Below are 13,804 nucleotides of genomic sequence, written 5' to 3'. Positions count from 1 at the left end.
CTGGGGAACCCTCAGCCCTGTGGGAGAGGGTTGGGGTGAGGGCATCATCGCGCACCGTGTGAAACATCAGCGCAAAAGCACACAGTCCGGCGGCAGCCTGCACTGCAGCGCGCCGGGTAATACCTCAATGCGGAAATGCGTCCCGCTAAGCGGCTCTCCGTCGAGGTTAAACGTCATCCCGTGCGGAGCATTCACCTCGAACCACGCCGATTTACCGTCAATGATATTCGGGCTCTCTTCCGGCTGCGTCAGCGTCGTAAACAGCGCGGGCAGCAGACCGTCGCCGGTGAAAATGCGCAGCTGTAGCTGACCATCGTTAATCAGCGCCTCCGGGCAGAGCTGCTGTCCGCCGCCTGCCTGACGTCCGTTGCCAATCCCAATTACCAGCGCGTCACCCTGCCACTGAAAATCCTCACCGCGAATTTCGCATCGGTCCGGCTTGAGGGTGTCCATACGCATCAATCCGTGGATCAGGTACGACACGCCGCCCAGCGCCGCCTTCAGTTTTTCCGGCGTTTCGCTGGTAATGCGCGTGCCGAATCCACCCGTCGCCATATTGATAAAGCAGGTTTTGTCATTCACCTGGGCGATATCCACGGCGGTGGCTTTGCCGAGGATCGCCAGCTGAAGCGCCTTCTCTAAATCTTCCGGGATCCCGGCGCTGGTGGCAAAATCATTGGCGGTGCCGAGCGGTAATATGCCCATCACCGGGCGATCTGCCGGTGGCTGGTCGATAAGCGCAGAGGCGATCTCATTGATGGTGCCGTCGCCGCCGCCGGAAATGATAGTGCTGATACCTAACGCTAAGCCTTCGTTGATATAGCGTGCCGCGTCGCCTTTTTCCCACGTCACGCGCACGTGGATACGTGCGCCGTCGTCACGCAAACCCATAATCGCCTGACGCAACGGATCGTTGCCTGCACTTTTGCCATTGAGAATCAATAAACTGTCTGGATAGGTTGCCATCCTCGCTGCTCCCTTTTTTAGCGTTAGTAAGAGTGTATAGCAGAGAGGAAAAAAGCGGGTAAGAACAGGATGAAAGACAAAAAATAAGCCCGCGTAAGGGAGATTACGCAGGCTAAGGAGGTGGTTCCTGGTACAGCTAGCATTTATGGGTTATGTTTTTCAGCGGGGGGATAATACCCGTATTGAACGAAGCGGTATGTGATCCGATTCTAAGAATTATCCCAGCGCGAAAAAATTTCCCTGATTGACTATTTGCCGTGTGGATTACGTGTGCTTTCACCGTTGAAGTTACGCATCAGCAGCGCGAACTTCAGCTCCACCTCTTCCGGAACCGGCAGCCAGACGGTATGCCCGTCGCCCGGCGCAACCTCAATCGCTTCGCCTTTGCCGTTTTCCAGATGCTCCAGCGTGAAGTTCATGTTGCCCTGCGGGGTCATCAGCTCCAGGCTGTCGCCTTTGGTGAACTTGTTTTTCACCGCCACGGCCGCCAGCGCGCCTTTGCGCTCGCCGGTGAAGTCGCCGACAAACTGCTGGCGCTCGGAAACGGAGTAGCCGTGCTCGTAGTTCTGGTAGTCGTCGTGGGTATGGCGGCGCAGGAAGCCTTCGGTATAGCCGCGGTGCGCCAGGCCTTCCAGCGTTTCCAGCAGGCTGGTATCGAACGGTTTACCGGCCGCCGCATCGTCGATGGCTTTGCGGTACACCTGTGCGGTACGCGCGCAATAGTAATAGGATTTGGTGCGGCCTTCGATCTTCAGGGAGTGCACGCCCATCTGCGTCAGGCGCTCAACGTGGGCGATGGCGCGAAGATCTTTTGAGTTCATGATGTAGGTGCCGTGCTCGTCTTCAAAGGCGGTCATGTACTCGCCCGGACGCTTGGCTTCTTCAATCATAAACACGCTGTCGGTTGGCGCGCCGATGCCCAGCGTCGGCTCAACGTTCGTCACCGGAATCGGCTCATGCTTGTGGACGATGTTGCCGATATCGTCCTCTTTGCCTTCCTGGACGTTATATTCCCAGCGGCAGGCGTTGGTGCAGGTGCCCTGGTTCGGGTCGCGCTTGTTGATATAGCCAGAGAGCAGGCAGCGGCCGGAGTAGGCCATGCACAGCGCGCCGTGAACGAAGATTTCAATTTCCATGTCCGGCACCTGAGTGCGGATCTCTTCGATCTCTTCCAGCGAAAGCTCGCGGGACAGAATGACGCGGGTCAGCCCCATCTGCTTCCAGAATTTCACCGTCGCCCAGTTGACGGCGTTAGCCTGTACGGAGAGGTGAATATCCATCTCCGGGAAGTTCTCCCGAACCAGCATGATTAAACCCGGGTCCGACATGATCAGCGCGTCCGGCCCCATATCCACCACCGGCTTCAGGTCGCGGATGAACGTTTTCAGCTTGGCGTTGTGCGGCGCGATGTTGACCACCACGTAGAATTTTTTACCCAGAGCATGCGCCTCGTTGATGCCGAGCTGCAGGTTCTCGTGGTTGAATTCGTTATTACGCACGCGCAGCGAGTAGCGCGGCTGGCCCGCATACACGGCGTCGGCGCCATAGGCGAAAGCGTAACGCATATTTTGCAGCGTTCCCGCCGGGGAAAGGAGTTCCGGTTTAAACATGTTTGTTCTCGTTCTGATGACAGGTCAGATCCGCATGCACCAGGTGCAGCGGTAAGGGGAGATCCCCCACTTTAAGGGCGGGCATTGTAGCGCTGCGGGGCAGGGAGGTAAAGTTATTGTGCCGGGTGGCGGCTTCGCTTTACCCGGCCTGGATTAACCAGCGGCTAACTAGGCAATCCTGCACGCATCCGCTTCCCAGCGATACCCCACGCCGTACACCGCGCGAATAAATGACTGCTCGGCGTCCAGCGCCTCCAGCTTGCGGCGCAGGTTTTTGATGTGGCTGTCGATGGTACGATCGGTCACCACGCGGTAATCGTCGTACAGGTGGTTCAGCAGCTGTTCGCGTGAGAAGACTTTTCCCGGCTCGTGGGAGAGGGTTTTCAGCAGGCGGAACTCCGCAGGGGTGAGGTCCAGCAGCTTGCTGCGCCAGCTCGCCTGGAAGCGGCTCTCATCCACAATCAGCGGGCTTTCGGCGTCCAGCATCTGAAGCTCGCGCTTCGGCCTGCAGCGGCGCAGAATGGTTTTCACGCGGGCCACCACCTCACGCGGGCTGTAGGGCTTGCAGATGTAGTCGTCCGCGCCGATTTCGAGCCCCAGCAGACGGTCAATCTCTTCGATTTTGGCGGTAACCATGACGATCGGCACGTCGGAGAAGCGACGAATTTCCCGGCACAGGGTCAGGCCATCAACGCCAGGCAGCATTAAATCCAGCAGGATAAGATCCGGCGGAGTCTGGCGCACGTACGGCAGCACCTGGTCGCCGTGGCTGATCAGTGACGGGGCATAGCTGGCCGCGCGTAAATAGTCGATCAGCAGCTGTCCCAGCTTGGGTTCGTCTTCGACGATCAAAATGCGCGGCGTGTTTTCGTCAATCGGTAACTCGGTCATACTTCTCTCGATAAATTCCGTTCCAGAGGTAACTCTACTGTAATGCTAACCCCGCCAAAAGGCGAATGGGCGGCGCGAATGGTGCCATTATGCGCCTCGACGATGTTAACGCAAATCGCCAGCCCCAGGCCGGAACCGCCGCTGGCGCGGTTGCGGGAGCCTTCGGTGCGGTAAAAGCGCTCGAACAATTTTTCCAGCTGCGCGTCCTGCACGCCGGGGGCGGAATCCGCGAAGGTGAGGGCGAAGCGCCCGTTGTCCTGCCTGCCGGAGATATGCAGCCCGCCACCGCTGTCGGTGTAGCGCAGGCTGTTCTCCAGCAGGTTGTTGAACAGCTGCATCAGCCGGTCTTTGTCGCCAAACACCACCGCGCTGTCCGGCAGGGAGAGGTCGATTTTCAGGTTGCGACTGGCAAAGCGCTCGCGGAAGGCACCGCTCGCCACCTCCAGCACGTTAATGACATCGACGGGCGCCTTCTGGTAGGCCAGCGCGCCTTCGTCGGACATGGAAAGCTGGTGGAGATCGTCCACCAGCTTGGTGAGCGTACCCACCTCCGCCTGCAGAGAGGCAACCGATTCGGGCGTAAACTGGCGTACGCCGTCCTGAATCGCCTCCAGCTCGCCGCGCAGCACCGCCAGCGGGGTGCGCAGCTCGTGGGAAATATCGGCCATAAAGTCGCGGCGCATCTGCTGGTTTTTCTCCAGCGTGCTGGCGAGCTGGTTAAAGTCCTGCGCCAGCTTGCCCAGTTCGTCCTGGCTGCGGGTGTCGACGCGGGTGGTGAAATCCCCGGCGGCCAGCTTGTGCGTGCCTTCCACCAGCCGTTTCACCGGCGCGAGCAGACCGCGCGCCAGCGGGAAGGTGGCGAGCGCGGCGAGCAGGGTGGAGAGAGCGACGATCAGCCAGCTGGTCCGGCGCTGCTGGCGGTCAAAGTTGATATCGGTGTTGCGCGTCAGGCGCTCCACCGGTGAGGCGATAACCCAGCCGACGGTCGCGTTATTCACCTTAATCGCCCGGCGGGTGCCGTCCGGCGGTATCGGGGCGCGCGGCCCAACCAGCGTGCGCATATCCTGATCGATTACCCAGAACTGGGTGCGCCAGCCGTGCGGCGGCATGCCCGGCCCCGGGCGATCGTCACCGGTGTCGTGCTCCAGCGAGCGCAGGATCTGGAAAATAAAGCGGTCATTGTTGCGCAGAAAGCGCCAGTTGCCGTGCTGGGCGTACTGTTCACTCAGCGCATCGCTTAAGCCCTGCAGGCGCTGCTCGTTGCCATGCTTAATGTAATCAATAAAACCGCGCTCAAAGCTGATCCGCACCGCCCAGTGCATGGTGATCAGCAGGACGATACAGGTGGCAAAAATCGCCACGAAGAGCTTGCCGGTAATACCCGGACGCCAGAATTTCATGAGCCACTCCTTTTGCCGCGCCTAATCACGACGTTCTTGCTGGTATCATCCGGCACTCTGGCGAAGATGAAAGCGGGCAGGGCGATAATCACCGCCATGCTGAGATAGGTATACAAAAAGACCTGATGCGCCACCGGCGTGTCGACGCTGAGGTGGTGCTGGCCGTACATGCCGAGCAGTAACCCCGCGATAGTCACGCCCACGCTCATGGAGAGCTGCATGATCATCGACAGCAGGCTGTTGCCGCTGCTCGCCAGATCGTCCGGCAGGTCTTTCAGCGTCAGGGTATTCATCGACGAGAAGCGCATGGAGTTGATCATCCCCTGGCAGAACAGCACCAGCGGCAGGACGTAGTACCAGCCCATCAGCGCCACGGTCATAAACAGCAGGCTGACCAGCGACAGCCCCAGCGTGGCGGCCACCAGCACGTGACGGTAGCCAAAGCGGTTCACCACCTGCACCACGATGCGCTTCATCCCCATGCTGCCGAGCACCATCGGGATCATCATCAGGCCCGCGTGGAACGGCGAAAACCCCATGCCAATTTGCAGAAACACGGGCGTCATAAACGGCAGCATGCCGCTGCCGATACGTCCGGCGAAGCTGCCGAACAGGCCAAGGCGGTAGGTAGAGTTTTTAAACAGATTCAGGCTGAACAGCGCCTGGTCATTCCCGCGAGCATGCCACAGATACCACAGAATGGCGGTGATGCCGATAACCACCAGCACCCCGAGCGTCAGGGCGGAGATCCCCAGCCCCTTTTGCCCGTCGAGCGCCAGGGTGAGCGTGGCCATGCCCGCCGCCAGCAGAATAAAGCCGAAGAAATCAAAGCGTCGGGTCTGCATTTTGTAGTTCGGCATCAGCGTCAGGGTGGCGATGGCGCCGATGATGCCCACCGGCAGATTGATCAAGAAGATCCAGTGCCAGGAGGCATACTCCACCAGCATCCCGCCCAGCGCCGGGCCCAGCAGCGGCCCCACCTGGCCGGGCAGGGTGACGAAGGTCATCGCCGCCATGTACTGCTCGCGTGGCACAATCTTCATCACCGTTAACCGCCCGACGGGCACCATCATCGCCCCGCCGACGCCCTGCAGCACGCGCGCCGTCACCAGCTGGTCGAGGGTGCTGGCCTGGGCGCAAAACAGCGAGCCAGCGGTAAACAGCACGATGGCGGTAAAGAAGATATTTCGCACGCCCACTTTGTCTGCCAGCCAGCCGCTGGCAGGCAGCATCACCGCAACCGTCAGCACGTAGGCGACAATCACCATATGCATATGCAGCGGGCTCTCCCCCAGGCTTTTCGCCATCGAGGGGAGGGCGGTGTTGACGATGGTCGTATCCAGCGACTGCATAAAGAAGCCGAAGGCGACTATCCACAATTGCCAGCGAACGTTGCTGGGAAGCTCAGTCATTTACCCGTTTACCGTTTCTCTGTTTTTACGCGAAAAGCGCAGCCGCAGGCGGTCGAAGAACAGATAGACCACCGGCGTGGTATACAGCGTCAGCAGTTGGCTCATCACCAGGCCGCCGACGATGGTGATCCCCAGCGGCTGGCGCAGCTCTGAGCCGTCGCCGCCCGAGATAACCAGCGGCAGTGCGCCAAACAGCGCCGCCAGGGTGGTCATCATGATCGGACGAAAACGCAGTAGACAGGCCTGGAAGATCGCCTCTTCCGGCGAGAGGTTGCCGTTGCGCTGGGCATCCAGCGCGAAGTCCACCATCATGATGGCGTTTTTCTTCACGATGCCGATCAGCAGCATGATCCCGATGAGCGCGATAAGGCTGAACGGCGCGCCGAACAGCTCCAGCGCCAGCAGCGCCCCCACGCCCGCCGACGGCAGCGTCGAGAGGATGGTCAGCGGGTGCACGTAGCTTTCATACAGCACGCCCAGCACAATATAGACCGTGGCAATGGCCGCCAGGATCAAAATCACCTGTGAGTTCATCGTCTCCTGGAACACCTGCGCGGTCCCAGCAAAGCTGCCGCGCACGGTGGACGGTACGCCGAGCTGCGTCATCGCGCGGTTGATCGCGTCGCTGGCCTCGGAAAGCGATGAACCGGCGGGCAGGTTAAAGGAGATGGTCGACGCCGCCGACAGCCCCTGATGGTTCACCGACAGCGGCGCGTTGGCTGGTCGCCAGCTGGCAAAGTACGAGAGCGGTATCGCCTTGCCGTCGCTGTTAATCACAAACATTTTATCCAGCGCGCTGATGTCCTGGGTGTAGCGCGGGTCGACCTCCATCACCACCTTATACTGGTTCATCGGCTGATAGATGGTGGAGATCTCCCGCTGACCGAAGGCGTTGTTCAGCAGGCTGTTGGCGGCTTCAACGTTGATGCCCAGCCGCGACATGGTTTCGCGGTCGTAGGTGAGCGCCATCTCCGCGCCGTTGTCCTGCTGATCGGAGTTCACGTCCGCCAGCTCCGGCAGGGCGGCCAGCGCCTTACGGATCTTCGGCTCCCACTCGCGCAGGGCGGCTAAATCATCCGAGAGCAACGTGTACTGGTAGCTGGCGTTCGCCTGCCGCCCGCCGACGCGGATATCCTGAACGGCCATCAAAAACAGGTTTGCGCCCGGCTCTTTGGCGAGCTTCACACGCAGGCGGTCAATCACCTGCTGGGCGGTTTCGTTGCGCTCGCCGCGCGGCTTAAGGGTAATGAACATCATCCCGCTGTTAACGCGCGAGCCGCCGGTAAAGCCAGTGACGTTGTCTACAGCCGGATCCTCACGAATGATCTTCATAAAGTCCTGCAGCTTGCCGCGCATTGCCTGGAAGGAAATGCTCTGGTCCGCCTGAATGCCGCCCATCAGCACGCCGGTGTCCTGCTCCGGGAAAAAGGTTTTCGGGATGGTGATGTACATCCAGACGTTGAGCCCAATAGTGGCGATCAGCACCAGGCCGACCAGCCGCGTATGGTTCAGCACCCACTTCAGCGATTTGCCGTAGCCTTCCTGCATCGCCATCAGAAAACGACCAAAGCCTTTGCGGCGCGGCTGCGAGTGAGGCTTGCTGCGCTTGAGCATCCAGCCGCACATCATCGGCGTCAGCGTCAGGGAAATCACCAGCGAAATCCCGATGGCGACCGAGAGCGTGACGGCAAACTCCCGCAGCAGCCTGCCCGGCAGCCCGCCCATCAGCAGCAGTGGCAGGAATACCGTCACCAGCGACAGGCTCATGGAAAGTACCGTAAAGCCCACCTCGCGCGTGCCCTGCAGCGCGGCCTGCAGCGGTTTCACGCCCGCTTCAAGGTGGCGGGAAATGTTCTCCAGCACCACGATGGCGTCATCCACTACGAAGCCCGTCGCAATCGTCAGGGCCATCAGCGACAGGTTGTTAAGGCTAAAGCCGCACAGGTACATGGCGGCAAAGGTCCCAATCAGCGACACCGGCACGGCCACCGCCGGGATCAGCGTCGCGCGGCCGGAGCGCAGGAACAGGAACACCACCAGGATCACCAGCGCGACGGAGATAATCAGCGTTTGCTCCACCTCTTCAAGCGAGGCGCGGATGGTCGGGGAGCGATCCTGGGCAATCTGCAGATCGATTGCTGCCGGGATGGTCTCCTGCAGCTCCGGGAGACGGGCGCGAATGCTGTTCACCGTCTCAATAATGTTCGCCTCCGGCAGCTTGCGGATCATCAGCAGGATGGCCGGTTTAGCGTTGGTCATCCCGGCGTTGCGCACGTCCTGCACCGAGTCGGTGACGCTGGCGACGTCGCTCAGGCGTACCGCCGCGCCGTTGTTGTAGTGAATAATCAGCGGCTGGTATTCCGCGGCGGTTTTTAGCTCGTCGTTAGTGTGGATCTGCCAGCGGTGGCTGCCGTCCTCAATCGCCCCCTGCGGTTTACGCACGTTGGCGCTGCTGATGGCGGAGCGCACGTCGTCCAGCGACACGCCCTGATTGAACAGCGCCTGCGGGTTCAGGCCCACGCGCACGGCGGGCAGAGAACTGCCGCCAACGCTCACGTCACCCACGCCGTTGATTTGTGAGATCGTCTGCGCCAGCTGGGTCGACGCAAAGTCGTAGAGTTGCCCCTGAGAATAGGTGTCCGAGGTCAGCGTCAGGATCATGATTGGCGCGTCGGACGGATTGGCCTTGCGGTAGGTAGGACGGCTCGGCATCCCGCTCGGCAGAAGGCTTTGCGCGGCGTTGATGGCCGCCTGCACGTCACGGGCGGCACCGTTAATATCCCGGTCGAAGCTGAATTCCAGAATGATGCGCGTGCTGCCCAGCGAGCTGCTGGAGGTCATCTCGTTGACCCCCGCAATCCGCCCAAGAGAACGCTCCAGCGGCGTGGCAACGGACGAGGCCATGGTCTCCGGTGACGCACCCGGCAGCGAGGCGCTGACCATGATCACCGGGAAATCCACCTGCGGCAGGGGGGCAACTGGCAGCAGCCGGAAGCCCAGCACGCCGCACAGGGTAATGGCGACGGAGAGTAAAATCGTCGCCACCGGACGGTAAATGAAGAGGGCGAAAAACTTCACTTACGCCTCCTCTTCACGTTTCGGGAAACGGCTTTTGGTCCACAGCGCCAGGCGGTCAAACAGCAGATAGATCACCGGCGTGGTGAAGAGCGTCAGCACCTGACTCACCAGCAGGCCCCCGACCATACCGATACCCAGCGGGCGGCGCAGCTCCGCGCCGACGCCGGTGCTGAGCATCAGCGGCAGCGCCCCCAATAGGGCGGCCAGCGTGGTCATCAGGATCGGGCGGAAACGCAGCAGGCAGGCCTGGAAGATGGCATCGCGCGGCGACATGCCCTGCTCGCGCTCGGCGGCCAGCGCAAAGTCGATCATCATGATGGCGTTTTTCTTCACGATCCCGATAAGCAGGATGATGCCGATGATGGCAATAACGTCCAGCTCGCTGCCCGCCAGCATCAATGCCAGCAGCGCCCCCACGCCTGCCGTTGGCAGGGTAGAGAGGATGGTGATCGGGTGGATAAAACTTTCGTACAGCACGCCAAGTACGATGTACATCGCCACGACCGCCGCGACGATCAGCCAGACGGTGTTGCCCAGCGCGGCCTGGAACGCCAGCGTGCTGCCCTGGAACTGGGTCTGAATGTCGGACGGGAAGCTAAGCGCTTTTTCAGCAGCCTGGATGGCTTCCACCGCCTCGCCCAGCGAGTAACCGTCCGGCACGTTGAAGGAAATGGTGGTGGACGGGAACTGATCCAGGTGGTTAATCGACAGCGGGGTATAGCGCTCCTCCACCGTGGCGATGGCGCTCAGCGGCACAATGCCGCCGTCTTTGCTGGTCAGGCGCACCGAGTCCAGCGCGGCCAGGCCGGGGGTGTTCTCGGTGTTGTGTTCCAGCACCACGCGGTACTGGTTCGCCTGGGTGTAGATGGTGGAGATCAGGCGCTGCCCGAAGGCGTTGTACAGGGCGTTGTCCACATCAGACATGGTGATGCCCAGACGGCTGGCGGTGTCGCGGTTAACGTTCACGTACGCCGCCAGCCCCTTGTCCTGCCAGTCGCTGCTGACGTCGGCGAGCTGCGGCAGGGTGTTAAGTTTTTCAACCAGCTGCGGCACCCAGGTGCTGAGGGCATCAAGCGACGTAGCCTGGAGCGTGAACTGATACTGCGTGCGGCTGACCTGGGTATCAATGGTCAAATCCTGAATCGGCTGCAGGTAAAGCTCAACGCCCGGCACGCGGGCCACGGCGCTTTGCAGGCGCTCGATGACGGCGTTCACGCGGTCGTCGCGCTCATCCAGCGGCTTGAGGTTGATCTGCAGACGCGCGCTGTTGAGCGACGGATTGGTGCCATCCACCCCCACGTAGGACGTCAGGCTCTCCACCGCCGGGTCTTTCATGATGATTTCAGACACCTGCTGCTGGCGCTGCGCCATGTTCGCGAAGGAGACCGACTGCGGAGCCTGAAGCGTGCCCTGAATAATGCCGTTATCCTGGATGGGGAAGAAACCTTTCGGAATAAAAATCCACAGCATTAAGCTGAGCGCCAGCGTGCCCAGCGCCACGCCAAGTGTTGCCCACGGATGGTTCAGCACTTTCGCCAGCACGCGACCGTAGGCGGCAATAATTTGCTCGAACATCCGCTCGGAGGCGCGGGAGAAGCGGTTTTGCTTGCGCAGGGATTCGTGGCTCAGCATGCGGGCACACATCATCGGCGTCAGGGTCAGCGACACCACGGCAGAGATCAGAATGGCGACCGCCAGCGTCACGGCAAACTCGCGGAACAGCCGCCCGACGATGTCGCCCATAAACAGTAGTGGGATCAGCACCGCAATCAGCGAGAAGGTCAGCGAGATAATGGTAAAGCCGATTTCCCCTGCGCCCTTCAGCGCGGCGGCCAGCGGCTTTTCACCTTTCTCGATATAGCGCGAGATGTTCTCGATAACGACGATGGCGTCATCCACCACGAACCCGGTAGCGATGGTGAGCGCCATCAGCGTCAGGTTGTTAATCGAAAAGTCGAGGAACACCATCACCGCAAAGGTCCCGACCAGCGAGAGCGGCACGGCGACGGCGGGGATAATGGTTGCCGGAACGTTGCGCAGGAACAGATAGATGATCATCACCACCAGCGCAATCGCCAGCATCAGCTCGAACTGGGTGTCGGTGACCGACGCACGAATGTTGGTGGTGCGGTCGGAAAGGACTTTTACGCTGACCGATTTCGGCAGGCTTTCAATCAGCTGCGGCAGCATGGTGCGGATGCTGTCGGCGGTTTCGATGATGTTGGCGCCCGGCTGGCGCTGCACGTTCATCACGATCGCCTGCTGCTTGTTCGCCCACGCGCCGAGCCAGCTGTTTTCCGCGCCTTGTTCCACGGTGGCGACGTCGCCCAGGCGGATCGGCGCGCCGTTCTGGTAGGCCACAATCAGCTGACGGTATTCGTCGGCGGACTGCATCTGGTCGTTTGCCGAGAGGGTGACCGCACGGGTCGGGCCGTCCAGCGAGCCTTTCGCCGAGTTGACGTTGGCACTGCTGATGGCGGTGCGGATGGTTTCGCTGGTCAGCCCCAGCGCGGCAATCGCCTGTGCGTTAAGCTTCACGCGCACGGCCGGGCGCTGGCCGCCCGCCAGCGTGACGAGGCCGACGCCGGAGACCTGAGAAATCTTCTGCGCCACGCGAGTTTCGACCATGTCTTCGACTTGGGTCATCGGCATGGCGGAGGAGGTGACGGCCAGCGTCATGATCGGCGGATCCGCCGGGTTCACCTTGCTGTAGACCGGCGGGTTAGGCAGGTCCGACGGCAGCAGGTTGGTGGCGGCGTTGATGGCGGCCTGCACTTCCTGCTCGGCGACGTCCAGTGAAAGCGTTAGCTGGAACTGCAGCGTCACGACGGATGCCCCGCCGGAACTCTGGGAGGACATCTGTTTTAACCCGGACATCTGGCCAAACTGGCGCTCCAGCGGGGCGGTGATGGCGGAGGTCACGACATCCGGGCTGGCGCCGGGATAGAGAGTGACAACCTGAATCGTTGGATAATCTACCTCCGGCAGCGCCGACACGGGCAGGAAGCGGTAGCCAATAATCCCGGCCAGCAGGATCGCCACCATCAACAGCGTGGTGGCGACAGGGCGGAGGATAAACAGGCGTGACGGCCCACCTGTAGAGCTCGGGGGCATAACCTGCATCAGGAGGTCGCTCCCTGTTTCGCAGGTTCAACCACCTCAACTTTCGCGCCTTCGGTGAGACGGTCGATGCCGTCGGTGACCACGCGGTCGCCGGCGGAGAGCCCGGCGCTGATGACCACCGTCTGGCTGTCCTGAATCCCGGTTTTCACCAGATGCTTGCTCACTTTATTGTCGCTGTTCAGCACCCAGACAAAGCTTCCTTCGTTACCCATCTGCAGCGCTGCGGTGGGGATCACTACCGCGTTCTCTTCGGTAGCGACCAGCATTCGCGCGTTGACGAACTGGTTCGGGAAGAGGGCATCGTCCTGGTTGTTAAAGCGCGCCTTCAGCTTGATGGTGCCGGTGGTGGTATCGATCTGGTTGTCCAGACTGAGCAGGGAACCCTCGCTCAGCTTCTGCTTGTTGGTGCGATCCCAGGCTTCCACCACCAGGCCTTTACCGGCTTTTTGCGCCTGCATGACGGTTGCGATATCGCTTTCCGGCAGGGTAAAGACTAAATCAATCGGGTGGGTCTGGGTGATCACCACGATGCCCGTGGTGTCGCCGCTGGAGATCTGGTTACCGATATCGACCTGCTTCAGGCCCACGCGTCCGTCAATCGGCGCGGTGATGCGGCTCCAGTCCAGCTGCAGCTGCGCGCTGGCGACGGCGGCCTCGTCGGCTTTGATGGTGCCCTGCGTTTCGCTGACCAGCGACTGCTGGGTGTCCAGCTCCTGACGAGAAACGAGATTGGTTTTCACCAGCTGCTGGTAGCGCGCCAGATCGCGACGGGCGTTGGCGAGGGTGGCTTTGTCTTTCGCGAGCTGCCCCTGCGCCTGAGCGAGGGCGACTTTAAACTGGCTCGGGTCGATTTCCGCCAGCAGATCGCCCGCTTTGACCTGCTGACCTTCCTGGAAGTGGATTGCGATGAGCTGACCGTCAACGCGGCTACGCACCGTGGCGGTGTTGGCGGCGGTAATGGTTCCGAGTCCTGTCAGATAACGCGGAACGGCTTTGCTCACCGCCGTCGCCGCCTGAACCGGTGCCAGCGCGCCGCCGCGCATGCCGTGACGGCCGCCGCCAGCCGGGCGCTGGGCCTGACTGCTGGCGCCAGCGGGAGCGGCGGAGTTTGCAGATTGACTGTGCCAGTACCAGGCGGCGGCAAGGACCACCACAATGATGCCAGCGGCGATTGCCCAGCGGGATTTGTTACTGCCTTTCATCGTTATACGTTCTCATCCTGAATACTTCGGGGAATGATACTAGTTTAGTCAGCTAACACAGCGGAAAAATGGAGGAAATATGGAAGACTGTCAGGAATGGTCTGAGTGTGGCGATCGTTTTA

Annotated in this window: 8 protein-coding genes; all 8 read right to left on the bottom strand. The window is 61.0% G+C overall.

The features are described from left to right. Positions 1 to 66 precede the first annotated feature (66 nt). Positions 67 to 966: a lipid kinase YegS gene (yegS, locus tag IM273_RS02075; RefSeq protein WP_193051663.1), complete on the bottom strand. Its 900-nt coding sequence runs from the start codon at positions 964 to 966 to the stop codon at positions 67 to 69. Between the two features lie 248 nt (positions 967 to 1,214). Next, positions 1,215 to 2,576 carry a tRNA 5-hydroxyuridine modification protein YegQ gene (yegQ, locus tag IM273_RS02070; RefSeq protein WP_008500866.1) on the bottom strand — a complete coding sequence of 454 codons (1,362 nt, stop codon included), beginning with the start codon at positions 2,574 to 2,576 and terminating at the stop codon, positions 1,215 to 1,217. Positions 2,577 to 2,744: 168 nt separating this feature from the next. Next, positions 2,745 to 3,467, bottom strand: coding sequence for a two-component system response regulator BaeR (gene baeR / locus IM273_RS02065; protein WP_047367938.1), 723 nt, complete (start codon positions 3,465 to 3,467; stop codon positions 2,745 to 2,747). Then, a complete protein-coding gene (gene baeS, locus IM273_RS02060; protein WP_193051664.1) occupies positions 3,464 to 4,867 on the bottom strand; it encodes a two-component system sensor histidine kinase BaeS in 1,404 nt (467 codons plus the stop codon). The genes baeR and baeS overlap by 4 nt, the downstream gene beginning before the upstream one ends. After that, positions 4,864 to 6,279, bottom strand: coding sequence for an MFS transporter (locus IM273_RS02055; RefSeq protein ID WP_193051665.1), 1,416 nt, complete (start codon positions 6,277 to 6,279; stop codon positions 4,864 to 4,866). Before IM273_RS02055 ends, baeS begins: the two co-directional genes overlap by 4 nt. Continuing rightward, the gene (gene mdtC / locus IM273_RS02050; RefSeq protein ID WP_193051666.1) at positions 6,280 to 9,357 is read right to left on the bottom strand and encodes a multidrug efflux RND transporter permease subunit MdtC; all 3,078 of its coding nucleotides are present in this window, start codon (positions 9,355 to 9,357) and stop codon (positions 6,280 to 6,282) included. It abuts the gene before it with no gap. Then, positions 9,358 to 12,480, bottom strand: a complete 3,123-nt coding sequence (locus IM273_RS02045) for an MdtB/MuxB family multidrug efflux RND transporter permease subunit (RefSeq protein WP_193051667.1) — start codon at positions 12,478 to 12,480, stop codon at positions 9,358 to 9,360. It lies immediately after the preceding gene. Further along, entirely contained in the window at positions 12,480 to 13,682 is a 1,203-nt protein-coding gene (locus IM273_RS02040) for an MdtA/MuxA family multidrug efflux RND transporter periplasmic adaptor subunit (protein ID WP_041909096.1), read from the bottom strand. The genes IM273_RS02045 and IM273_RS02040 overlap by 1 nt, the downstream gene beginning before the upstream one ends. Between the last annotated feature and the right edge of the window lie 122 nt (positions 13,683 to 13,804).

The sequence above is a fragment of the Enterobacter cloacae complex sp. P13B genome (genome assembly GCF_014895915.1).
Classification (GTDB): Bacteria; Pseudomonadota; Gammaproteobacteria; order Enterobacterales; family Enterobacteriaceae; genus Enterobacter; species Enterobacter bugandensis.
The sequence above is the reverse complement of the archived record's forward strand: the minus strand, read 5'-3'. Positions and strand labels throughout refer to the sequence as shown.